Here is a 22,178-nt window from a genome sequence, read left to right as displayed (position 1 = left end):
TCGAGCCGTCCGGGATCCGGCGCAGGCAGATCGGCCGCGACCACCGGCGCAGCCCGGCCGGGTGTGGAGGGTCGGGACCGGCCGCGATCAGCCTGCGCGCCAGGTCTCGATCTCGGCGCGCATGCAGGCGCGCGGCCAGGTGTCGAGGCCGTTGGCGGCCTCGTCGGCGCGGATCGCGCGCAGGGCCGCCGACTCGTCCGCGCGGGGGATGTAGGTGAAGCCGAGGCGGGCGTAGTACGGGCCGTTCCACGGGACCTCGGTGAACGTGGTGAGGGTGATCGTGTGCAGGCCACACGCTTTCGCCCACGACACGGCGTGGTCGATGAGCCGTTTGCCGATGCGGTTGCCCGCGTGGGCCGGGTCGACCGACACCTGGTCGATGTGCGGTTGACCATCGACCAGGCCGAGCACGAGGTAGCCGACCGGGGTGTCGTTCGCGTCGGCCCATACCCAGGCGCGGCCGTCGGCGATGAACGCGCGCAGGGTGTCGGCGGCAGGCGGCTCGTCGTCGGCCACCGCCGCCATGTCGATCGCGGCGAACGGGGCACCGGCCCGCCGCTCGATCTCCTGCAGCACCGGGATCTCCTCGACCCGGGCACCGCGAATCGACGCGGCGGGCGCCATCGGCCCCAGGGCTGCGGGCCGGGCCTGCCGTTCGGGGCGGGTCATCCGGCCCACGCCGGGGTCAGGCGTGGCGCGGCGGGGCGGCTCACCAGGGCGAGGGGCATGTGCCGATCCTACGGCGGCCGGCGCCGCGCCCGGACGCACCGCGCGGCGAGACCCGCTGGGCCGCTGCTGGATTCCGCGCCGATTTCCCAGCTCACCACCTGTTCCACGGCACAACCCTTATCCCCGTGCGCCAGTCGATCTATGCTGGCTAAGGCCAGCCCGACAAGGAGGCAGTGATGCGCGCGCATTCGTCTACCGTGGCCATCGTGCCCGGTACCGGGATCGTCGCCAGATTCGGCGACGTCGTCATCTATCTCGCCGGCGAGACCCCGTCCACCGATCGGTTACTCGGCGCCGTCGAGACCGTCGCATTGAGCACCGCGGCCTCGGCGCCCGGCGCGGCACTGGCCCAGCGGCTCGCCGGTGTCGTCTTCGGCGGTGCTTCGGCGCCGCCGCCGTTCGGCGTCCTCGCCCCCACCTCCGACGGGACACTCATCCTGTTGCGTGGCGCGGTGATCGCGGAGGTCTCCGGCGCCGAGGGCAATCGCCGGGTGGCCGGTGACCGGGCCTTCACCTGGGTGGACGAGATCATCCGCGAACCGGTCCGGCGGATCGCGATCGGGGCCGAGATGGCCGACCCGACCAGTGCCAACCCGCGCACCGACCTGCGCGCGGGCATTGTGAACGGCAACGGGTTCGTGCTGACAATGGGCCGCAGGCGCAACCCGGCCCCGCGCCGGGTCGAGGCGATCGACGAACCGCCACCGACCGAGGCCACCGGATTCCGCGCCCTGCGCGATCCCGGTCGCAGCGACAACGGTGACGCCCGCCCCGCCACCGCGCCCCTCGCCGAGGCCGGGACCTCCGGGACGGCAACCGGTTTCGCTCCGCAGGCCGAGGCGAGCAGCCCCGACGGCGAAACGGTGAGCGCGGGTTCGCGCCCGGCCACCGGCGAGGGCGCCACCGTGAGCACCGGCCCGCGCAACTCCCCCGCCACCAGCGCCCCGGTGGCCTGGTCACAGGCGATCGATGCCGCGAAACTGGCGGAGCCGATCGCGCTGGGAAAATCCGGGCAGAGCAGTCCACGGGGCGCGCTGGTCACCGAGGACGGGCTCAGCTACCCGCTGGACCGGTCCTATGTGCTCGGTCGCAACCCCTCCGGTGACGATTCGGTGCGGGCCGCCGCGGCGACCCCGATCCTGATCGAGCGGGACCGGCTGGTCTCCCGGGTCCATGCCTTCGTCGCCCCCGACCGTGGCAAGGTGTTCGTCCGCGAGGCGCCCGCGACCTCCGGCACGTTCTTCGCCGCCCCCGATTCCGACCGCTGGTCGCGGGTCGGCACGCTGCCCATCGAGCTCCAGCCGGGCTGGCGCCTGCGGATCAACGATTTTCTGCTCACCTACTGCGTCTGACCGAATCCGGTCAGGCCGAACTGTCCCGACGCCCGTGGTCCACCCACGGGCGTCGGTTCGCGATCCGGCTCAGGCCTCGAGGGCGTCGAGCAGCGCCGCGCGCTGCCGAGCACCGAGGCCGCCGATCCGGCGATCCTCCGGGATCTCGGCCTGATCCATCAGCTTGGCCGCCTTCACCGGGCCGACGCCCGGCAGCGCCTTGATCACCGCGGCGACCTTGGTCTTCTTGACCAGGTCGTCGCTGTCGGCCTTCTTGAGCAGATCGGCGACGGTGACCTTGCCTTCCTTCACCTTGCCGATCAGTTCCGAGCGCGCCTTGCGCACGGCAGCCGCTTTGGCCAACGCCTCGGTGCGCTGTTCGGCGGTCATCGTAGGCAGTGCCATGTCTCCTCCGCTTCCACTCGTCACTCGAACATCTGATTGACGGACCGAGTAAACAGCACCCGCACGGTGCCACCAGTCCGACACACCGCGAGGATACGCCGATGAGTTTTGCGCGCCGGGCCCGTCGTTATGGGTGAACGCCCTGCAAGACGGACCAAACGGACGTAACACGTGGCCTGTCTCGGGCGAAACATCAGCAGAAGCACCATTACGGGATCGAAGGTTCAACGGCGAACCACGGAGGATCAACGACGCTCCTCGATCCGGGCGCGACCGTCGGCGACGGTCGTCACCAGACCCCCGGTGCCAGCGAGAACAGCTACACAGTTGTGCGCCAGCGGTTTCCGGCCGCCGCGGGCCGAGGGTAAATCGGCCCGCAGTTGTGCCCGCGGCGGCGCGATGCGCAAGAATGGCCCGCGACCCGGCGAACCCTGAGCTGTCTGGAGTTGCGATGCGCGAGGAACACCCGCTCGATGACGAGGTCATCGCACTGCCTGCCCGCGTGGAACACGCTCGCAGGCGCATCGAGTACCAATCCGATCCGGCACTGACCGACGCGCTGTCCGAGGACGAGCTGCGGGCCGAGCGGGAACTGGCCGAGAAGATCCGCAGCTATGAGCGCGATCAGCGCTGGAAGCAAATCAAGGCCGCCTCCACCCACGCCGACCGGTTGCGGGAGACCACGGCCGAGATGGAGCGGGCCGAGATGGCCGATGTGATGCTGGCCCGCAAGGCCATCGCCGCGCAGCGCCGCGAATCCGATCCGCGCGCCCGGCTGGCCTCGCTGTACCAGCACCGCACTTGGTCGCTGCGCGCCCTGGCCGGGGTCGTGATCGCGGGCATGCTGTGGTCGGCGGTGAACGTCCAGCACAACATCGCCCCCGGCGGGCCGGGCGACCCGCTGTACTGGGCCAGTTTCGGCCTGGAAGCGATGATCAGCGTCTGCCTGGTGATCATCATGATCGGCACCACCCGCGTATCCGAGTGGGGCGTGATGGGTAACCGCACCCAGGTGCTGGTCGCCGAACTGTTCCTGCTCAGCCTCACCATCGCCCTCAACACCTTCCCGCACCTCAGCGCGGGCAACTGGTACGACGCCGCCGTCCACGCCGTAGCCCCGGTCATGATCGGTGTGGCCCTGATGATCCACAATGCCGCCAGCGCCCGCTACAGCACCGCCATCGCCCGCGCCACCGCCGAGATCCCCACCGACGACGCGGAAGACCTGCTGTCGGCGGCCCCCGCCTTCCGTACCGCCTGAAGCTCCACACGAACGAGGGCTCGTACCCCATCCGGGAGTACGAGCCCTCGTTCGTGTGGCTGTGTGCGTCCTACGCCGACTTCTCGCGGCGCTCGGTGCGCTGGGTCTTGCGTGGCACGATCGTGGGCAGAACGTTCTCGGTGACCGTGTCGGCGTTGACGACCACCTTGGCGACGTCGTCGCGGCCGGGGATGTCGTACATCACCGGGAGCAGGACTTCCTCCATGATGGCGCGCAGGCCGCGGGCACCGGTCCCGCGCAGGATCGCCTGGTCGGCGACCGCTTCGAGGGCGTCGGTGGTGAACTCGAGGTCGACGCCGTCCATCTCGAACAGCCGCACGTACTGCTTGACCAGCGCGTTCTTCGGCTCCGACAGGATCTTGACCAGCGAGTCCTTGTCCAGGTTGGTCACCGAGGCGACCACCGGGAGACGACCGATGAACTCGGGGATCAGCCCGAACTTGATCAGGTCCTCCGGCATCACCTCGGCGAAGTGGTCGTCGGTGTCGACCTCGGCCTTGGAGCGGACCTCGGCGCCGAAACCGATGCCACGGTGCCCCGTACGGTCGGAGATGATCTTCTCCAGACCCGCGAACGCGCCTGCCACGATGAACAGCACGTTGGTGGTGTCGATCTGGATGAACTCCTGGTGCGGGTGCTTGCGACCGCCCTGCGGCGGCACACTCGCCTGAGTGCCCTCCAGGATCTTCAGCAGCGCCTGCTGCACGCCCTCGCCCGAGACGTCACGGGTGATCGAGGGGTTCTCGCTCTTGCGGGCGATCTTGTCGACCTCGTCGATGTAGATGATGCCGGTCTCGGCGCGCTTGACGTCGTAGTCGGCGGCCTGGATCAGCTTCAGCAGGATGTTCTCGACATCCTCGCCGACATAGCCGGCCTCGGTGAGCGCGGTGGCGTCGGCGATGGCGAACGGCACGTTCAGCATCTTGGCCAGGGTCTGCGCGAGATAGGTCTTGCCGCAGCCGGTCGGCCCGAGCATCAGGATGTTCGACTTGGCCAGCTCGACCGTCTCGCCGCGGCTGTCGCGCCCCTTGTCCCCGGCCTGGATGCGCTTGTAGTGGTTGTACACCGCGACCGCGAGGGTGCGCTTGGCCGTGTCCTGGCCGATGACGTAGTTCTCCAGGAAGTCCCGGATCTCCGAGGGCTTGGGCAGCTCGTCGAGCTTGACCTCGCTCGACTCGGCGAGCTCCTCCTCGATGATCTCGTTGCACAGATCGATGCACTCGTCGCAGATATAGACCCCGGGGCCCGCAATGAGCTTCTTGACCTGCTTCTGGCTCTTTCCGCAGAACGAGCACTTGAGCAGATCGCCGCCGTCTCCGATGCGCGCCATCTCGTAGGTCCCTACTTCCTTGTCCGAGTGCAACCGTCGTCCCCGATTGGGCCGGAAATACGTTTCGGTGCCGTCAATCAGAGCAATTGGTCCCTGAGTCGACCGTACCTGCTACGCGCGAGAAGGGTCGACAACTCGCGCATGTTTCTGTGAGGGGTTGTGCGGGTTCTCACCATTGTGCGGCCCACGGAGGAAAAATAGTGGGCCCGCCGCCCAGATCGGGCGACGGGCCCGGGCGTGTCACTTCTGGGTGCTGAGCTTGCGGTAGTCGAAGACCTGATCCACGATGCCGTACTCCTTCGCCTCTTCGGCGGTGAGGATCTTGTCGCGGTCGGTGTCCTTGCGGATCTGATCCTCGCTCTTGCCGGTGTGGCGAGACAGAGTCACCTCCATCAGGCGGCGCATCCGCTCGATCTCGGCGGCGGCGATCTCCAGATCGGACACCTGACCCTGTACACCGCCCGAGGACGGCTGGTGGATCAGCACGCGGGCGTTGGGCAGCGCGGCCCGCTTACCCGGCGCACCGGCGGCCAGCAGCACGGCCGCGGCCGAGGCGGCCTGGCCGAGGCAGACGGTCACCACATCGGGGCGCACGTACTGCATGGTGTCGTAGATCGCCATCAGCGCGGTGAACGAGCCACCGGGCGAATTGATGTACATGGTGATGTCACGGTCGGGGTCCTGGGACTCCAGCACCAGCAGCTGCGCCATGATGTCGTTCGCCGAGACGTCGTCGACCTGGTTGCCCAGGAAGATGATCCGCTCCTCGAACAGCTTGTTGTACGGGTCGGAGGTCTTGATCCCGAACGACGTCTGCTCGGTGAACTGCGGCAGGATATAGCGCGACTGGGGGTTCGCGGCGGCGGCGCCACCGAGGCCGCGCGGGTCGATCAGATTGGCCATCTTTGTCTCCAAGCTTGTCTCGAGTGGGTGGGGCGCGCCGGCGCTACTTCGCCTGGTTCGCGTGGCTGACCACGTGGTCGATGAAGCCGTACTCCAGGGCTTCCTTCGCCGTGAACCAGCGGTCGCGGTCCGCGTCCTCGGTGACCTGCTCGACGGACTTGCCGGTGTGCTGGGCCTGCAGCTCGTTGAGCTCCCGCTTGGTGTGCGCGAACTGCTCGGCCATGATGGCGATGTCGGCGGCCGAACCACCGATGCCCGCCGAGGGCTGATGCATCATGATCCGGGTGTGCGGCAGCGCGAAGCGCTTGCCCGGGGTGCCCGCGGTCAGCAGGAACTGCCCCATCGAGGCCGCCAGCCCCATGGCGACGGTCTTGATGTCGCACTCGGCGAACTGCATGGTGTCGTAGATCGCCATGCCCGCGGTGACCGAGCCACCGGGGGAGTTGATGTAGAGCGAGATGTCCTTGGTCGGATCCTCGGCGTCGAGGAGCAGGATCTGCGCGCACAGCTTGTTCGCGATGTCGTCGTCGACCTGGGTGCCGAGGAAGATGATGCGCTCGCGCAGCAGCCGCTCGTACACCGAATCACTGAGGTTGAGACCAGCAGTAGCGGCTGTCATGACCCCTGCCTGGTTGATTGTCACGGATACCTGCCTTCTCTTCTCACCGATTGCTTACGGCCTACGGTTCGTCGTCACAAACACTAACGAAGCAGGGCGGCACCGAACTCCCGGTACCGCCCTTCTTCGCTCACAGCGCAATCTCGCTCCGCTCGATGGCGCTGTGCGCGAGGCGCACTGCGTCATCGGTTCGCTCGCTACGCTCCCTCACGGCGCAATCCAACCACCCCCCAGGGGGCGATCGTCACACCGGCCTTGCAGAACTTATTCGGCGGCTGCCTCGACCTGCTCGGTCTCGGCGGAATCCGCGGGGTCACCGAACATTTCGGTGGTGTCAACCACATTGCCCTCGGAGTCGGTGACCTTGACCTGGCCGACGACACCGGCCAGCGCCTTGCCACGGCGCACATCGGCGAACACCGCGCCGAGCTGACCCGCCTGCTGCACCTGCTGGATGAACTGCTCCGGCGACATGCCGTAGCGCTGGGCCTGGAACAGGATCCGCTCGGTCAGCTCCTGCTGGCCGACCTGGGTGTTCTCGGCCTCGGCGATGGCGTCGAGCAGCAGCTGGGTCTTCACCGACTTCTCGGCGGCCTCCTGAGTGTCCTTGTCGAACTCCTCGCGCGAGGAACCCTGTGCCGCCAGCGCCTCGGCCAGCTTGGCCTCGTCGTGGTCGAAGCCGTGCACGGCGTCGTGCAGCACCGCGTCGACCTCGGCCTTCACCACGGCCTCCGGCAGCGGGACCTCGACGGTCTCGAGCAGGGTGTCGAGCACCTTGTCGCGGATCTGACCGGCCTGCTCGACCTTCTTGGTGCGCTCGACGCGCCCCTTCAGGTCTTCCTTGAGCTCATCAATGGTGTCGAATTCGCTGGCCAGCTGGGCGAATTCGTCGTCGGCCTCGGGCAGCTCGCGCTCCTTCACCGACTGCACGGTGACGGTGATAACGGCTTCGGAACCGGCGTGGTCACCCGCCACCAGAGTGGAGGTGAACTCGGCGGACTCGCCCGCCTTCAGACCGGTGACGGCCTCGTCGAGGCCCTCGATCAGCTGACCCGAACCGACCTCGTGCGACAGCCCGGTGGTGGCCGCCTCCGGGACGTCCTCGCCGTCGACGGTGGCCGAGAGATCGATCGAGACGAAGTCGCCGTCCTGCACGGCGCGCTCGACGCCGGTCAGGGTGCCGAAGCGCTGGCGCAGCGAGGTGAGCTGCTGCTCGATGTCGGCGTCGTCGATGGTGAACGCGTCGACGGTGACCTCGAGGCCGGCGTAGTCGGGCAGGGCGATCTCGGGACGCACGTCGACCTCGGCGGTGAACGCCAGTTCGTCGCCGTCCTCGATCTTGGTGATCTCGATCTCCGGCTGGCCGATGACCTTCACCTCGGTGGCCTGCACGGCCTCGGCGTAGCGGCTGGGCAGCGCGTCGTTGACGACCTGCTCGAGCACGGCACCGCGGCCGACGCGGGTCTCGATCAGCTTGGCCGGGGCCTTACCGGGACGGAAGCCGGGGATCCTGACCTGCTGGGCCAGCGCCTTGTACGCCTTGTCGAAGTCGGGCTTCAGCTCCTCGAAGGGCACCTCGACGTTGATCCGGACCCTGGTCGGGCTCAGCTGCTCGACGGTGCTCTTCACGGACATGCTCCTTGGTTCGTAGTTCGGTGGTGTCCCCGCATGGGACGTCGCGCCCCGGTGTCGCGAGCGGCGCGCAGGTGAATACGCATCCCGACCAGGGTAGTTGACCGCCTTCACGGTCGTGCAATCGGCGGTTGGTTGCGGTAGGCGGCTAGCTTCCGACCTGCACCGCGTCGGTGACGAAGACCAGCGTCTCGTTGGGTGCGACGCCGTTGCCGCCCGCGCCGTAGCCGAGGTCGGGCGGCACGATGAGCAGCCTGCGCGCACCCTGCTGGACGCCGAGCAGCCCCTGGTCCCAGCCCTCGATGACCTGGCCGGCGCCCAGGGTGAGCTGGAACGGCGTTCCGCGTTTGAACGAGCTGTCCAGCGTCTGCTTGTCCGACCAGGTGACCAGCGCGTAGTTCATCGTCAGCGGCTGCCCTGCCTCCGCACCGGGTCCGGTGCCCGGCACCAGGTCCTTGACGATCAGCGTGGTCGGCGGATCGCACGAATCGGGGATGGTGATCTGCGGTACGTCGCCGAAGCCGCCGTCGACCCGTACGTCCTCGGCGGTGCACTCGCGGCCCTTGCTCGCCGTCGGCGTGCCCGCTGCGGCGCTGGTGGTCGTGGTGGTCGTGCTCGATTCGGTCTCCGAGCCGCAGGCCGCTGTCGCGATCGCGGCGGCCGCGACGAGTCCGATGCCCATGATCCTGCCGAGAGAGTGCATGGCCCGCACAGTAATCGACGCGGGATCGGGCCCGGCGGTAGGCTCGGCGATGCGTGTCCACCGGTGGCCCGGCTCGGCGCCGCGCCACCCGACCAGGTCGAGCGGCGCACGACGCCGCAGCTCACCACCGCGAGGAGAAGCCGCGATGACCAGGACCAGCGATACCGCCGCCGACATGGTGGCCGATGGCGACGGCGAGACCATCGCCCCGGAGCCCTACACCCTCACCGATGCCACCGGCCCGCTCTCGCGCGACGAGCTCGTCGCGGTGGACACCTGGTGGCGCGCGGCGAACTATCTGGCGGTCGGCCAGATCTATCTACTGCGCAATCCGCTGCTGCGCGAGCCGCTGCGGCCCGAGGACATCAAACCGCGGCTGCTCGGCCATTTCGGTACCGTCCCCGGCCTGAATCTGGTCTGGGCGCACGCGAACAGAGTGATCGCGCGCCGCGACCTGAACGCCGTGTTCGTGGCGGGTCCGGGGCACGGCGGCCCGGGACCGAATGCCTGCGCCTGGCTCGAAGGCGCCTACGCCGAGCTGTACCCCGACATCGCGCGCGACGAGGCCGGCATGCGCAGGCTGTTCCACCAGTTCTCCTTTCCCGGCGGGGTGCCGAGCCACTGCGCGCCGGAGACGCCCGGCTCGTTCCACGAGGGCGGTGAACTCGGGTACAGCCTGCTGCACGCCTACGGCGCCGCCCTGGACAATCCCGATCTGACGGTGTTCTGCGTGATCGGCGACGGCGAGGCCGAGACCGGCCCGCTGGCCGGCAGCTGGCACGCCAACAAGTTCCTCAACGCGGGCCGCGACGGCGCGGTGGTGCCGATCCTGGCACTCAACGAGTACAAGATCGCCAATCCGACCATCTTGGCGCGGATCCCGCGGGACGAACTGGTGACACTGCTCCGTGGGTACGGCTACGAGCCGTTGATCGTCTCCGGGGACGATCCGGCCCCGGTCCACCAGGCGATGGCGGCCGCGATGGACTCCTGCCTGGACCGGATCGCGGAGTTCCAGCACGGGGCACGAACGAACGGCGACTCCGCGCGCCCGCGCTGGCCGATGATCGTGCTGCACACCCCGAAGGGCTGGACCTGTCCCCCTGTCGTCGACGGCGAGCGGGTCGAGGGCACCTTCCGCGCCCACCAGGTGCCACTGCCCGCCGCACGAACCGACCCGGCCCATCGCCGGGTCCTGGAGCAGTGGCTGCGCTCGTACCGGCCGGCGGAACTGTTCGGCGACGACGGGACACCGGTGCCCGCGCTGCTCGAACAGATCCCGGCGCGACCGATGAGCCTCAACCCGGTGGCCAACGGCGGCCTGCTCGTCCGCGATCTGGATCTACCCGATTGGCGGGCGTTCGGTGTCGCGGTCGAGACCAACGGTGCCACCGAGCACGAGGCGACCAGGGTGCTCGGCGGCTGGCTGCGCGAGGTCACCGCGCGCAATCCGCACAACTTCCTCACCTTCGCCCCCGACGAGCTGGTGAGCAATCGGCTGCAGGACATTCTCGACGTGACCGGGCGGAACTGGCAGGCCGAGGTCGGGCGCTGGGATGTCGACCTGTCGCGGACCGGCCGGGCCGTGGAGGTGCTCTCCGAGCACATGTGCCAAGGCCTGCTGGAGGGCTATCTGCTCACCGGCCGCCACGGGGTGTTCACCTGCTACGAGGCGTTCATCCACATCGTCGACGCCATGTTCAATCAGCATGCCAAATGGCTCGACGCCAGCCTGGCGGTGCCGTGGCGGCGGCGGATCCCCAGCCTGAACTATCTGCTCACCTCCCACGTATGGCGCCAGGACCACAACGGATTCACCCATCAGGACCCGGGATTCCTCGACGTCGTGGCCAACAAGAGCCCGGAGATCGTGCGGGTGTACCTGCCGCCGGATGCCAACACCCTGCTGTCCACCTACGACCACTGCCTGCGCTCGCTGCACTACGCGAATGTGGTGGTGGCGGGCAAACAACCCGGGCCGGACTGGCTTTCGGTGGCCGACGCCGCGGTGCACTGCGCGCGGGGGCTCGGGATCTGGGAGTGGGCCTGCCACAACGACGAGCTCGGCACGACGCCGGATGTGGTGCTCGCCTGCGCGGGCGACATCCCCACCCTGGAGACGCTGGCCGCCGCGGCGATTCTGCGCGACCGGCTGCCCGAGCTGCGGATCCGGGTGGTCAATGTCGTGGATCTGATGCGCCTGCTGCCCGCCGAGGAGCACCCGCACGGGTTGTCCGACGCCCATTTCGACACCCTCTTCACCACCGACCGCCCGGTGATCTTCGCCTTCCACGGCTATCCGTGGCTGGTGCACCGGCTCACCTATCGCCGCACCAACCACGCCAACCTGCACGTGCGCGGATACAAGGAGAAGGGCACGACCACCACCCCGTTCGACATGGTCATGCTCAACGATCTCGACCGCTTCCACTTGGTCCTCGACGTGATCGACCGGGTGCCCGGCCTGCGCGAGCGCGCCGCCGGGCTGCGGCAGGAGATCGTCGACGCCCGGCTGACGGCGCGGCGCTGGACCAGAGAGCACGGCGAGGACATCCCCGCGGTCGCGCACTGGGCCTGGCCCGACGCCACCATCCCCGCTGTGACGTAACGCGGTTGCGGCCCCGGCCCCAACTGCACGACGATGGAGGCGATGACCCAGCCCCGACCTCTCGATGCCATGCCGCGCGACCGCCGCGACCTCACCGGGCCCTTCGACGTCGTCGGCGATGTGCACGGCTGCCGGAGCGAGTTGGAGACCCTGCTCGGCGAGCTCGGTTACCTGTTCGACCGCGACGAGCACGGCCGCGCCATCCGCGCCGCGCACCCGGCCGGGCGGACCGCGGTGTTCGTCGGCGATCTGGTGGACCGCGGGCCCGACACCCCCGGCGTGCTGCGCCTGGTGATGGGCATGGCCGCCGCGCGCACCGCGCTGTGCGTCACCGGCAATCACGACAACAAGCTGATGCGCGCCCTCGACGGCCGCAATGTCCGCATCGCGCACGGTCTGGAGACCTCGCTCGCGCAGCTGTCCCGTGTGGACACGGAATTCCGTACCGCCGCACACGGTTTCCTGCGTTCGCTGCCGAGTCACTACCTGCTCGACCGCGGCAGGCTGGTCGTCGCGCACGCGGGACTGCCGGAGAGCCTGCACGGCAGCAGCTCGAGCCGGGCCCGTTCCTTCGCCATGTACGGGTCACCCACCGGCGAGTACGACGAGCACGGTTTCCCCATCCGCTACGACTGGGCACGGGACTATCGTGGCGCGGCGACCGTCGCCTACGGTCATACGCCGGTCACCGAGCTGCGCTGGGTCAACAACACCCTCTGCCTCGACACCGGGGTCGTATTCGGTGGCAGCCTGTCGGCGCTGCGGTATCCGGAGCGGACCACGCACTCCGTTCCCGCCGAACAGATCTGGACCGCACGCGCGGGCATCACGCCCACCGGCTAGCGCGCGTTGCCCCGATCGTCGCCGAATCGTCAACTCGACATCCCGGCCCGGCGCGCGGCGCGCGGCGACCACCGGCCTACGATCGGCTGCGGACGACCCGACTCATCGCTGAGGAGAGGTTCATGCGCCATACGCTGCTCGTCCTGTTCGCACTGGCTCCGCTGACGGCAGGGGCGGTCGCCACCGCCGATCCGGCCCCGCCCGGCGCGGGCACCCTCACGATCCATACCTTCACCGGCCGGGAGCCGATCCCCGTGAACCGGGCCGATGTCGCGATCACGCCGTGCGGGGCCGAACAGGTGGTCGCCACGCTGGTCAGCGGCGCCGACGGCGAAGCGAATATGGCACTGCCCGACGGTTGTTACGAAGCGAAGGTGGCGAAAGTGCCGGGCGGCTGCGCGCTTGCCGACACCGCGCCGGTCCGGGTCACGGTCGCCGCGGGCACCGAGGCACGGGCCGGATTCCGCTTCCAGTGCGCCTGATAGGCGCCGAACCCACACCGGCACCGGGCTGTCACGGCCGGGAGCCGGGTGGGTGGTGATGGTCGGGGTGACAGGATTTGAACCTGCGACCCTCCGCTCCCAAAGCGGATGCGCTACCAAGCTGCGCTACACCCCGAGACCTCGCAGGCTGCGACGCCGTCGAGGGAATTCGTGTTTGAGCGGGTGACGGGAATCGAACCCGCACCATCAGCTTGGAAGGCTGAGGTTCTACCATTGAACTACACCCGCAGGCATACGACATCGATGGGATCGCCACGATGTCGTGTGCGCCACGACTGTACCGAATCCCGCGCGAGAAACGCCAATCCGCCCCCGGCGAGCAGGCGCCGCGCGTCGCCCGGCCCACTGGCCACCCCTCGGACACCTGCCCGATTAGGGCCCAATGACCCTATTGCCCCGACCCCTCCGGCCGACACGATGGTGGTTGCGCTTCTCTGGGGACCGGCGCCTGCTTCACCGGGGGAATAAATAGGAGCATTTTCCTCAAAAACCTGGCGGGTGGGCGGCGGGTAGGCCACCATGAGATGGCGTCGTGACAGATCGGCTCCGATCGTCACAGTCAGCGCCCAAACCAGGAGGAATCGCATGGCGATGCAACGCCCACCACCGTCGGCAGGGCAACACGCTGCGCGTTTCGGTGCTCCGAAACTTTTTTCGGGAGATGTGTAACGCCGAGCCCGCCGCAGCGATGTCATACCCGATCGCCATTCGCGAGAGACCTGCAACGTGTTCTACAACGTGACTTTTTGGTCTCGGGTGGCTTGCTAGGATCCTTTTTGCCGGACGGGGGTATCTGGAAAGGGGGCGGTGAGCGTGTACCGAACTCGGTGGACTCGACCGCGTAGCAGTGCGAACGATCGAGGTGGCATGACCGTAGCCACCTACCGCCGGTGATCTCGATGACTGCCCACATCGAGCCACCGGTCGCCGCCATGGCCCGCGCCTGGGCCCGCGCGGTGTGCGCCGAACCGGGATCCTCCACGGCGCCGCACCAGCTGGAGCCGGTGCTCGTCGACATCGTCGAGCGGCTGCTGCACCTGGCGCGGACCGAACCGTTCCCGGTGCCCCAGGCGCGCATGCTCGGCGCGCGACTGGCCGAGGCGCCCTTCGAACGAACCAGGATGCTGGCGCACGCCACCCGCTGGCTGCTCGGCTTCCCCTCCGGCGTGCCCGGCTCGCTGGTCGCCACCCGGTGGCCGCTGGTGGCCAGCCAGGCCATCGACAGCTACGCGCAGGCGCTGCAGGAACGCGCGCTCGCGCAACAGGAACAGAACATTTCGGCGAAAGTGTCGCTGCGCGTGCAGGAGATCGCCGCGCTGCAGCACCGCTTGCGCCACGAGGCGACCCACGACGCGCTCACCGATCTGGCCAACCGCACCCTGCTGCAGGAACGGGTACGCGCCTTCGCGGCCGACCCGACCCGCGGTGTCGGGGTGCTGGTGGTCGACCTGGACCGCTTCAAGCAGATCAACGACGGCTACGGACACGCGATCGGCGACGAGGTGCTGGTCGAACTGGCCAACCGGCTGCGTGAGGTGTGCCCGCCCGACACGGTGATCTGCCGGTACGGCGGCGACGAGTTCGTGGTCGCGGCCAATCCGCGCCGCGACACCCTCGGCGAGCTGGCCCACCGCGTGGTCGCGGCCCTGCGCGACCCGGTGTGGTCGAGCGCGGGACCGGTCCCGGTGTCGGCCAGCGTCGGCACGGCGTTCTGCGCGCCGGGAAAGACGTGCGATTTCACCGACCTGCTGCGTCGCGCCGACCGCGCGATGTATTCGGCGAAATCCGCGGGCGGGCGGCGATTCGCGCTCGCCGAATCGGGCGACCCGGAACTGGGAACCGCGGTCGCGGGCTGAGTCGGATCGCGAAGCCTGCACTTCGCGATCCGGCTCAGTCCTCTGATACGGGTCAGTGTTCGGTGTAGTCGGCGGCGCTATGTGCCGATGTCACGGCGACGCACCACCACGAGGTCGGGGGCGAACTGCCCGACGCCCCCGAATCGGAAGGCGCTCGGAACGTACGCAGGCCGGCCCGAAGCAGCCGCCTTCCCCCTGTCAGTCATGCGCCGATGATCGCACAGGGTGCCCGCATCCGCGCCGCGGCCGGATTCACCGCGGCTGGCAGGTGGGACACCAGAACAGGTTTCGCCCCTCCATGACCTGGTGCGCGATCGTCGTCGCGCACACCCGGCACGGTTCGCCCTGACGGCGATAGACGTAGGTGCGCGGCCGGTCCTTGGCGTACGACGGTGCGCCGAGGTCGTGCTCGGGCCGGACCACGTGCATCCGCCCGGTCGCCACACCAACCGGCATCAGCTCGACCAGGTCCGCCCAGATCGCGTCCCATTCGGCGATGCCGACCTGCGTGCCCTGCCGGAACGGGGAGATACCGTGCCGGAAAAGCACTTCCGCGCGATACACGTTGCCGACGCCGGCGATCAGCGCCTGGTCCAGCAGCAGGGCGCCGAGCTGCCTGCGGGAGCGCCGGATTCGCGCACCTGCCCGCTCATGGTCGGCGTCGGCCCGCAACGGGTCGGCGCCGAGCCGGGCGGTGAGGGCGTCCACCTCGGGTGGCAGCAGCACCTCGCAGGCCGTCGGGCCCCGCAGGTCGGTACCGAAATCGGTTGCCGTACCGAGCATCCGCATCCGCACCTGGCCCACCGGCGCCGCCATCGGCAGCTCGGCCTCGCTGAAGGTGCCGTACAGCCCGAGGTGCACGTGCACCGTCAGCCCGGATTCGTAATGATGCAGCAGGTGCTTGCCGTAGGCCTCGGCCCCGACCAGCACCTGCCCGTTTACCCGGGCCGCCCCGTCGGCGAAGCGGCCCTGCGGACTCGAAACCCGCACCACCCCACCGGCACACCGGTCATGGTGCAACCGCGCGATCCGGTGCAGCGTGTGTCCCTCAGGCAATATTTCCTCAGTAGGCCGGCACCGCGGGGGCCTCGCCGGACTTCTCGTAGTCGGCGAGGATGTCGATGCGGCGCTGGTGGCGCGGCTCCTCCGACCACGGCTGGGCGAGGAAGGCGTCGACGATGGCCAGTGCCTCGGCGGTGGTGTGCATGCGGCCGCCGATGCCGATCAGCTGAGCATTGTTGTGTTCGCGGGCCAGCTTGGCGGTTTCGACGCTCCAGGCCAGTGCGCAGCGGGCGCCGGGGACCTTGTTGGCGGCGATCTGCTCACCGTTGCCGCTGCCACCGAAGACCAGGCCGAGCGAGCCCGGGTCGGCGACGGTGCGGCGGGCTGCCTCGATGCAGAACGCGGGGTAGTCGTCGAGAGCGTCGTATTCGAGGGCGCCACAGTCGACGACCTCGTGTCCGGCCTCCTGCAGATGGGCCTTGACGTGATTCTTCAGTTCGAAACCGGCATGGTCGGCACCCAGGTAAACGCGCATGGCTGCGATTGTGTCAGGCCCGCTTAGAGTCGTTTCATGCACCCGCACGAACCGCAGTCCCCGCATTCGGCAGGTCCGCCGCCCGAGCCACCGGGCAGGCCGGTGGATGCGCCGGTGTATGCCGGATCCCCCTTCGCACCACCGACCGGCAGCTTCCCCGCCGCGCACACCAGCGGCTATCCGGCGATGCCTGGCCTGCACGGCTATCCGCCGGTGCCCCATGGCAACCACCAGCCCGGCCACTACGGGCCGGGTGGTCCGCCGCTGCCACCGCGGCAGCTGCCGCGCGGCCTGTCGCCGTTCGGGATGCCTGCCCGGCATCCGTGGGAGATCCCGCTGCTTGTGGTGGTCATCATGATCACCTCGGTGGCGTACCTGCTGGTGCTGCTCGTCCTGCTGGCCGAGTTGGTCGCGCCGCCGATCGTCGACGAGCAGGGTCGGCCCGAGGCCACCGGCTCGATCCTCACCAGCCCGTATGTCCTGCTGTTGCTGTTCGCACCGGTGCTGCTGTGGGCGGGTCGTGGCATGAACTTCGCGCGGATGCGGATCAACGGGGTGAAGATGTCGCCCACCCAGTTCCCCGAGGGATACCGGATGGTGCAGGAGGCCGCGGCCCGGCTCGGGATGACCAAGGCGCCCGACGCGTTCGTCGTACTCGGCAACGGCCAGATCAACGCGTTCGCCTCCGGACACGGGTTCCGCCGGTTCGTCGTCGTCTACAGCGATCTGTTCGAGGTCGGCGGCGCGGCCCGCGAGCCCGACGCGCTGGCGTTCATCATCGGCCACGAAGTCGGCCACATCGCGGCCGGGCATGTGTCGTACTGGAGACAGCTCGGCATGTTCGTTGCGCCGTGGCTGCCGCTGCTCGGGTCATCCCTGATCCGGGCACAGGAGTACACCGCCGACAACCACGGCTACTGCAATCGCCATCAGGGCGCGCCGGGCGCGATGGCGACCCTGGCCGCGGGCAAGTACCTCAACACCCAGGTCGGATTCGACGAGATGGCCGACCGGGCCGCGCTGGAGCGCGGCGGGTTCGTGATGCTGGTCAACGCGATGTCGAGCCATCCGGTGCTGACCTGGCGGATGTGGGCGCTGCGCGACCGCAGCAAGCCGGGCCCGATGTTCTGGCGGCCCAGCGCCCCACAACCGGGCGCGCTCCCACCGCCCGGCGGCTACCAGCCCGCCGTGGCGCCGCCGGCGCTACCACCGAAGCAGGTGTGAGCCGGTGGGGCGCCCGTGCGACGCCCCACCGGCTCAATCGAACTGGGGTTCTTCGGTGCGGGTGCGCTTGAGCTCGAAGAAATGAGGGTAGGAGGCCAGCGCGACGACACCGTCCCAGACCCGGCCCGCCTCCTCACCGCGCGGAATGCGTGAGAGCACCGGGCCGAAGAAGGCGACGTTGTTGACGTGGATGGTGGGGGTGCCGACATCGGGGCCGACCTTGTCCATGCCAGCGTGGTGACTCTTGCGCAGCGCCTCGTCGAACGCGGTGCTGGTGGCCGCGTCGGCCAGCTCGGCGGCCAGGTCGAGCTCGGCGAGGGCGTCGGCGACGACCGCGGCGAAGGTGTCCTCGGCGCGTTCGCGTTCGTAGTCGGCCCTGCGGTTGTGGATCCGGGTACCGAGCGCGGTGTAGAGCGCGGGCAGGATCTCGTCGCCGTACTTCTCGGCGGCGGCGATGGCGACCCGGACCGGACCCCAGCCCGCCCGCATCAGGTCGCGGTACTGCTCGGGCAGATCACGGCCCTCGTTGAGCACCGCCAGGCTCATCACGTGGAAGTCGGCCTCGATGTCACGCACCTGCTCCACTTCCAGAATCCAGCGGGAGGTGATCCAGCACCACGGGCACAGCGGATCGAACCAGAAATCGACGACGTCCTTCGTGGCTTTCTCGCTCACGACTTTCCTCTCGGGTCGAAGTGGCAGGCCGCATGACCCCGCCATTCGGTGCAACCGCGATGCGCCCGGAATCGTTCCCGCGCGGCGCGGCGCGCATTAGGCTCGACGGCGAGGAGTCCGGGTCGTCAGCGAGAAGGAGTCCGTTCATGAGCTCGAATCAGCATTTCGTCGTGATGGGCGGCGGGCTCGGTGCAGCCAAGCTGGCCGAGGCATTGCGCGCCAACGACTTCGACGGCCGGGTGACGGTGCTCGCCGCCGAGGAGGAGCTGCCCTACGAGCGGCCACCACTGTCCAAACAGCATCTGGCGGGCACCCAGCAGCTGCCCGATTTCACCGTCGACCAGGGCTCCTGGTACCGCGATCACCATATCGACCTGCGGCTCGGCACCATGGCCACGGCCTTCGATCCGCGCGCGCACACCGTGACGCTGCCCGACGGCTCGACGCTGAGCTACGACAAGCTCGCGCTCGCCACCGGATCGCGGCCACGCAATCTGCCCATCCCCGGTGCCGCCGCGCCCAATGTGTACACCCTGCGCACGATCGGCGATTCCGATGTGCTCGCCGAGGTACTGCGGGAGAACCGGAAGCTGGTGATCATCGGCGCGGGCTGGATCGGGCTAGAGGTCGCCGCGCAGGCGCGGGCCCGCGATGTCGACGTCACCGTGCTGGAGGCCGCCCAGCTGCCGCTGCTCGGCGCGCTCGGCCCCGAGATGGGCCGCTTCTACGCCGACCTGCACCGCGCGCACGGTGTCGACCTGCGCACCGGCACCCAGGTCGCCGAGATCCGCACCGAGGACGGCATCGCCACCGGGGTGCGCCTTGCCGACGGCACCGAGATCCCGGCGCAGGCGGTGCTGGTCGCGGTGGGCGCGCAACCCAATGTCGAGAGTGCGCTGGCCGCCGGCCTCGCCGTGAACGGCGGTGTGCTGGTCGACGCGGCGCTGCGCACCAGCGATCCGGATGTGGTCGCGGTCGGTGACATCGCCGAGCAGGAGCATCCGGTGCTGAACCGTCCGGTGCGGGTCGAGCACTGGGCGACGGCGCTGAACCAGCCTGCCGTCGCCGCGCGGACCATGCTCGGCAAGCCTGCCTCCTACGATCGTCTCCCCTATTTCTTCAGCGACCAGTACGACGTCGGCATGGAGTACACCGGCTATGTCGGTCGCGACGACGACGTGCGGGTGGTGGTGCGCGGCGATCAGGCCGAACGCGAGTTCGTCGCCTTCTGGCTCGACCAGCGCGATCGAGTCGTCGCGGGGATGAACGTCAATGTCTGGGACGTGACCGAGCGGATCAAGGCGCTGATTCTGTCCGGGGAACCGGTCGACCCGCAGCGTCTGGCCGACCCGGACACCCCATTGTGATCCAGATCACATATCCGGTGTGTCGAGGTGGGCGACGCGGCAACGACCTGTCGGTGAGCGCGCCACGATGGCGCACCGACACGAGGAGGCTCTCATGAAGTACATGCTGGTCAAGACCTACGGCGCGACCGCCAACTGCGATCTCCCGATCCAGGAGTGGGCGCCGGAGGACATCGCCGCCCACATCGATTTCCAGCGGGCCCTTGGCGAGCAACTCGCCGCCGCGGGCGAACTCGTCGACGGTCAGGGACTGGCCGGGCCGGAGCAGGCGCTGATCGTCAGCTCGGACGGCCGGTCGGCGCCGGTGGTGACCGACGGACCGTTCCCCGAGACCAAGGAGTTCCTGGCCGGGTACTGGATCATCGATGTCGATTCCACCGAGCGCGCGGTCGAGATCGCCGCGCAGGCCTCGGCCGCGCCCGGCCCCGGTGGCGTGCCGATCGGCGAGTACATCGAGGTGCGCCCGATCATGAGCGCGCCCGCCGAGTGACCGACACCCTGACCCCGCGCCAGGAGGACCTGCTGCGCGCGCTCGCGCCGCAGGTCCTCGGCGTGCTCGTCCGCCGCTTCGGTGACTTCGACCTGGCCGAGGACGCGGTGCAGGACGCCCTGCTCGCGGCCGCGACCCAGTGGGCCGCCGAGGGGTTGCCGGACAATCCACGCGGCTGGCTGATCCAGGTGGCCCAGCGCCGGATGGCCGACGCGGTCCGCGCGGAGGTGGCCCGGCGGCGCAGGGAGACCACGGTTTTCGTGCGCGAGGTCGAGGTCGAGGTGGCGGCGAGCGGCCGCGACGATACGCTCGACCTGTACTTTCTGTGCTGTCACCCCGACCTGCCGCCCGCGGGCGCGATCGCACTCACCTTGCGCGCGGTCGGTGGCCTGAGCACCGCCGAGATCGCTGCCGCCTTCCTGGTTCCGGAAGCCACCATGGCACAGCGGATCTCGCGGGCGAAGAAGCGTCTGGCCGAGGTGGACCGGCCGTTCGCCGACGGCGCGACCGACACCGCCCGGCTCGGCGCGGTACTGCGGGCGCTGTATGTGATCTTCACCGAAGGCCACACCAGCACGGCGGGCACCGGGTTGCGCAGGGCCGATCTGTCGGCGGAGGCGATTCGCCTCACCCGAGCGCTGTACGCCCTACTGCCGGACGACACCGAGGTCGTCGGCCTGCTCACGGTGATGCTGCTGACCGATGCCCGCCGCGCCGCGCGGACCGGCCGGCACGGCGAACTGATCCCGCTGCACGAACAGGACCGCTCGCGCTGGGACCGCGCCCAGATCACCGAGGGCCTGCGCCTGCTCACCGGCACCTTGGCGGGCGGCCTCACCGGGCCCTATCAGATCCAGGGCGCGATCGCCGGGCTGCACGCGCAGGCATCGCGGGTCGAGGACACCGACTGGCCGCGCGTCCTGGTCCTGTACACCATGCTCGAACAGCTGGCCCCGAATCCGATGGTCACCCTCAACCGAGCGGTGGCGACCGCCATGGTGCACGGCCCGGCGGCCGGGCTGGCCGTGGCGGACACGGTCGCCGGACCGCTGGCCCGGTCGCACCGGCTCGCCGCCGTTCGTGGCCACCTGCACGAGATGGCGGGTGATCGAGCGGCGGCCGTCGCCGAGTACCAGCTCGCCGCGGACCGGACGGCGAGCACACCCGAGCGTGACTATCTGCTGTTGCGTGCGGCCAGGCTCCGCGAGGCCGGCTAGGGGGATGCCGAGCAGCGTCGGCACTATGACCCGGCGCCTTCCAGATTCGCGATCATGCGTGCGAGAACCGCTGTGCAGGTGGCGAATTCGGCATCGGTGAGCCCTGCGGCCAGCTGGGCGCGAATGCGGGCGACCGAGTGCGCCGCAGCCTCGTGTGCCGCCCGACCGCTGGGCGTCACGGTGTATCGGCCACCGGCCGGAGTGATCCAGTCGTGGCCGACCAGGGCGGCCAGCACGTCGGCGACCGATTCCGTGCCACCATCCCAGAACGGACGGAGGGCGTCGTCGAGGTCCGTCTCGGCGACAGGGGCGCACACGATGGTGTTCAGCGCCTGCCACTGCGTGCGGGTCATGCCCGCCGTGTCGATCGCCTGGCCGAAGGCAGCCTCGATGAGCTGGTCGAGGCGCTTGACCTGATAGCCGATCAATCTGCGCTCCGCCATGACATTCCTTCCCGCAACTACATGTCCAATGACATGCATATTCCCGACGGTACCATGTGTCGGTGGACGAGGTCGAGCGGATCGAACGGGCGATGATCGCCATCCGACGGCGCCAGACGCGCCGCGCGCTGGCCGCGGACGAGCCGCGCGGCCAGGCGTTCGACGTGCTGGATGTCGTCGAGGACGCGACCGACCCCACCGTGTCGACCGTGGCCGGCGCGCTCGCCGTCGACCAGCCACGGGCGAGCAAGCTCGTCGCCGCCGCGGTCACCGACGGCCTGCTGCGCCGGGAAGCCGACCAGGCCGACGGCAGGCGCTCACTGCTGGTACTCACCGAACGGGGTCGCGCGGTACTCGAGCAGGCGCACGACCGCAGGCGCGCCGCCTTCGACCGGGCGATGACCGGCTGGCCGGATACCGACCGCACCGCCTTCGCCCTTCTGCTCGCCCGCTTCGTCGACGCGCTGGACTGACCGGATTG

21 protein-coding genes, 2 tRNA genes and 1 pseudogene are annotated in these 22,178 nt (G+C 69.3%); 11 read left to right on the top strand and 13 right to left on the bottom strand.

Annotation, left to right across the window (positions count from 1 at the left end; translation table 11 throughout):
* Positions 1–87: 87 nt before the first annotated feature.
* The gene (locus tag ACFOW8_RS21540; RefSeq protein ID WP_378552955.1) at positions 88–669 is read right to left on the bottom strand and encodes a GNAT family N-acetyltransferase; all 582 of its coding nucleotides are present in this window, start codon (positions 667–669) and stop codon (positions 88–90) included.
* 236 nt (positions 670–905) lie between these two features.
* On the opposite strand from ACFOW8_RS21540, the gene ACFOW8_RS21535 reads away from it, so the two are divergent.
* Positions 906–2,081: an FHA domain-containing protein gene (locus ACFOW8_RS21535; RefSeq protein ID WP_378552954.1), complete on the top strand. Its 1,176-nt coding sequence runs from the start codon at positions 906–908 to the stop codon at positions 2,079–2,081.
* A 69-nt stretch (positions 2,082–2,150) separates the two neighbouring features.
* Here the strand turns inward: ACFOW8_RS21535 and mihF are convergent, their stop codons facing one another.
* Positions 2,151–2,465, bottom strand: coding sequence for an integration host factor, actinobacterial type (gene mihF / locus ACFOW8_RS21530; RefSeq protein WP_019045768.1), 315 nt, complete (start codon positions 2,463–2,465; stop codon positions 2,151–2,153).
* A 451-nt stretch (positions 2,466–2,916) separates the two neighbouring features.
* Here mihF and ACFOW8_RS21525 point away from each other — a divergent pair, with 451 nt between their 5' ends.
* Positions 2,917–3,726 carry a hypothetical protein gene (locus tag ACFOW8_RS21525; protein WP_378552952.1) on the top strand — a complete coding sequence of 270 codons (810 nt, stop codon included), beginning with the start codon at positions 2,917–2,919 and terminating at the stop codon, positions 3,724–3,726.
* A gap of 70 nt (positions 3,727–3,796) precedes the next feature.
* Here the strand turns inward: ACFOW8_RS21525 and clpX are convergent, their stop codons facing one another.
* From clpX to ACFOW8_RS21500, 5 genes are all read right to left on the bottom strand, one after another.
* A complete protein-coding gene (gene clpX / locus ACFOW8_RS21520; protein ID WP_378552950.1) occupies positions 3,797–5,077 on the bottom strand; it encodes an ATP-dependent Clp protease ATP-binding subunit ClpX in 1,281 nt (426 codons plus the stop codon).
* 240 nt (positions 5,078–5,317) lie between these two features.
* On the bottom strand, positions 5,318–5,980 hold the full coding sequence (locus ACFOW8_RS21515) for an ATP-dependent Clp protease proteolytic subunit (RefSeq protein WP_378552948.1): 663 nt from the start codon (positions 5,978–5,980) through the stop codon (positions 5,318–5,320).
* Positions 5,981–6,023: 43 nt separating this feature from the next.
* Positions 6,024–6,599: an ATP-dependent Clp protease proteolytic subunit gene (locus tag ACFOW8_RS21510; protein ID WP_229740108.1), complete on the bottom strand. Its 576-nt coding sequence runs from the start codon at positions 6,597–6,599 to the stop codon at positions 6,024–6,026.
* Positions 6,600–6,863: 264 nt separating this feature from the next.
* On the bottom strand, positions 6,864–8,228 hold the full coding sequence (tig, locus tag ACFOW8_RS21505; RefSeq protein ID WP_378552946.1) for a trigger factor: 1,365 nt from the start codon (positions 8,226–8,228) through the stop codon (positions 6,864–6,866).
* A 151-nt stretch (positions 8,229–8,379) separates the two neighbouring features.
* Positions 8,380–8,934 carry an FKBP-type peptidyl-prolyl cis-trans isomerase gene (locus tag ACFOW8_RS21500; RefSeq protein ID WP_378552944.1) on the bottom strand — a complete coding sequence of 185 codons (555 nt, stop codon included), beginning with the start codon at positions 8,932–8,934 and terminating at the stop codon, positions 8,380–8,382.
* 145 nt (positions 8,935–9,079) lie between these two features.
* Between ACFOW8_RS21500 and ACFOW8_RS21495 the strand changes: the two genes are divergently transcribed.
* The 3 genes and pseudogenes from ACFOW8_RS21495 (at position 9,080) to ACFOW8_RS21485 (ending at position 12,867) form a co-directional block, all read left to right on the top strand.
* A complete protein-coding gene (locus tag ACFOW8_RS21495; protein ID WP_378552942.1) occupies positions 9,080–11,542 on the top strand; it encodes a phosphoketolase family protein in 2,463 nt (820 codons plus the stop codon).
* Between the two features lie 78 nt (positions 11,543–11,620).
* Positions 11,621–12,352, top strand: a pseudogene (locus ACFOW8_RS21490) (metallophosphoesterase); the annotation flags it as partial.
* Positions 12,353–12,507: 155 nt separating this feature from the next.
* A complete protein-coding gene (locus ACFOW8_RS21485) occupies positions 12,508–12,867 on the top strand; it encodes a hypothetical protein (protein ID WP_378552938.1) in 360 nt (119 codons plus the stop codon).
* A 59-nt stretch (positions 12,868–12,926) separates the two neighbouring features.
* Here the strand turns inward: ACFOW8_RS21485 and ACFOW8_RS21480 are convergent.
* A tRNA-Pro gene (locus ACFOW8_RS21480) sits at positions 12,927–13,003 on the bottom strand.
* Positions 13,004–13,045: 42 nt separating this feature from the next.
* Positions 13,046–13,116 (bottom strand) — tRNA-Gly (locus tag ACFOW8_RS21475).
* A 671-nt stretch (positions 13,117–13,787) separates the two neighbouring features.
* Here ACFOW8_RS21475 and ACFOW8_RS21470 point away from each other — a divergent pair.
* The gene (locus ACFOW8_RS21470; RefSeq protein ID WP_378552936.1) at positions 13,788–14,744 is read left to right on the top strand and encodes a diguanylate cyclase domain-containing protein; all 957 of its coding nucleotides are present in this window, start codon (positions 13,788–13,790) and stop codon (positions 14,742–14,744) included.
* A gap of 252 nt (positions 14,745–14,996) precedes the next feature.
* Here ACFOW8_RS21470 and ACFOW8_RS21465 read toward each other — a convergent pair whose 3' ends face one another.
* Positions 14,997–15,800, bottom strand: a complete 804-nt coding sequence (locus ACFOW8_RS21465; RefSeq protein ID WP_378552935.1) for an Fpg/Nei family DNA glycosylase — start codon at positions 15,798–15,800, stop codon at positions 14,997–14,999.
* Positions 15,801–15,807: 7 nt separating this feature from the next.
* Entirely contained in the window at positions 15,808–16,281 is a 474-nt protein-coding gene (locus ACFOW8_RS21460) for a ribose-5-phosphate isomerase (protein WP_378552933.1), read from the bottom strand.
* Between the two features lie 186 nt (positions 16,282–16,467).
* Between ACFOW8_RS21460 and ACFOW8_RS21455 the strand changes: the two genes are divergently transcribed.
* On the top strand, positions 16,468–17,505 hold the full coding sequence (locus ACFOW8_RS21455) for a M48 family metallopeptidase (protein ID WP_378553187.1): 1,038 nt from the start codon (positions 16,468–16,470) through the stop codon (positions 17,503–17,505).
* Positions 17,506–17,538: 33 nt separating this feature from the next.
* On the opposite strand, the gene ACFOW8_RS21450 is transcribed toward ACFOW8_RS21455, so the two are convergent.
* Positions 17,539–18,180 (bottom strand): mycothiol-dependent nitroreductase Rv2466c family protein, encoded by a 642-nt coding sequence (locus ACFOW8_RS21450; RefSeq protein ID WP_378552931.1) that lies wholly within the window; start codon positions 18,178–18,180, stop codon positions 17,539–17,541.
* Positions 18,181–18,326: 146 nt separating this feature from the next.
* Between ACFOW8_RS21450 and ACFOW8_RS21445 the strand changes: the two genes are divergently transcribed.
* From ACFOW8_RS21445 to ACFOW8_RS21435, 3 genes are all read left to right on the top strand, one after another.
* Entirely contained in the window at positions 18,327–19,547 is a 1,221-nt protein-coding gene (locus ACFOW8_RS21445; protein WP_378552929.1) for an NAD(P)/FAD-dependent oxidoreductase, read from the top strand.
* 94 nt (positions 19,548–19,641) lie between these two features.
* Positions 19,642–20,037, top strand: a complete 396-nt coding sequence (locus tag ACFOW8_RS21440) for a YciI family protein (protein WP_378552926.1) — start codon at positions 19,642–19,644, stop codon at positions 20,035–20,037.
* The gene (locus ACFOW8_RS21435) at positions 20,034–21,254 is read left to right on the top strand and encodes an RNA polymerase sigma factor (protein ID WP_378552924.1); all 1,221 of its coding nucleotides are present in this window, start codon (positions 20,034–20,036) and stop codon (positions 21,252–21,254) included. Before ACFOW8_RS21440 ends, ACFOW8_RS21435 begins: the two co-directional genes overlap by 4 nt.
* Positions 21,255–21,277: 23 nt before the next feature.
* Here ACFOW8_RS21435 and ACFOW8_RS21430 read toward each other — a convergent pair whose 3' ends face one another.
* Positions 21,278–21,697, bottom strand: coding sequence for a MarR family winged helix-turn-helix transcriptional regulator (locus ACFOW8_RS21430; RefSeq protein ID WP_378552922.1), 420 nt, complete (start codon positions 21,695–21,697; stop codon positions 21,278–21,280).
* A gap of 62 nt (positions 21,698–21,759) precedes the next feature.
* Between ACFOW8_RS21430 and ACFOW8_RS21425 the strand changes: the two genes are divergently transcribed.
* Positions 21,760–22,170 carry a MarR family winged helix-turn-helix transcriptional regulator gene (locus ACFOW8_RS21425; protein WP_378552921.1) on the top strand — a complete coding sequence of 137 codons (411 nt, stop codon included), beginning with the start codon at positions 21,760–21,762 and terminating at the stop codon, positions 22,168–22,170.
* Positions 22,171–22,178: the final 8 nt, after the last annotated feature.

Source organism: Nocardia rhizosphaerae, assembly GCF_042650365.1.
GTDB lineage: Bacteria > Actinomycetota > Actinomycetes > Mycobacteriales > Mycobacteriaceae > Nocardia > Nocardia rhizosphaerae.
The sequence above is the reverse complement of the archived record's forward strand: the minus strand, read 5'-3'. Positions and strand labels throughout refer to the sequence as shown.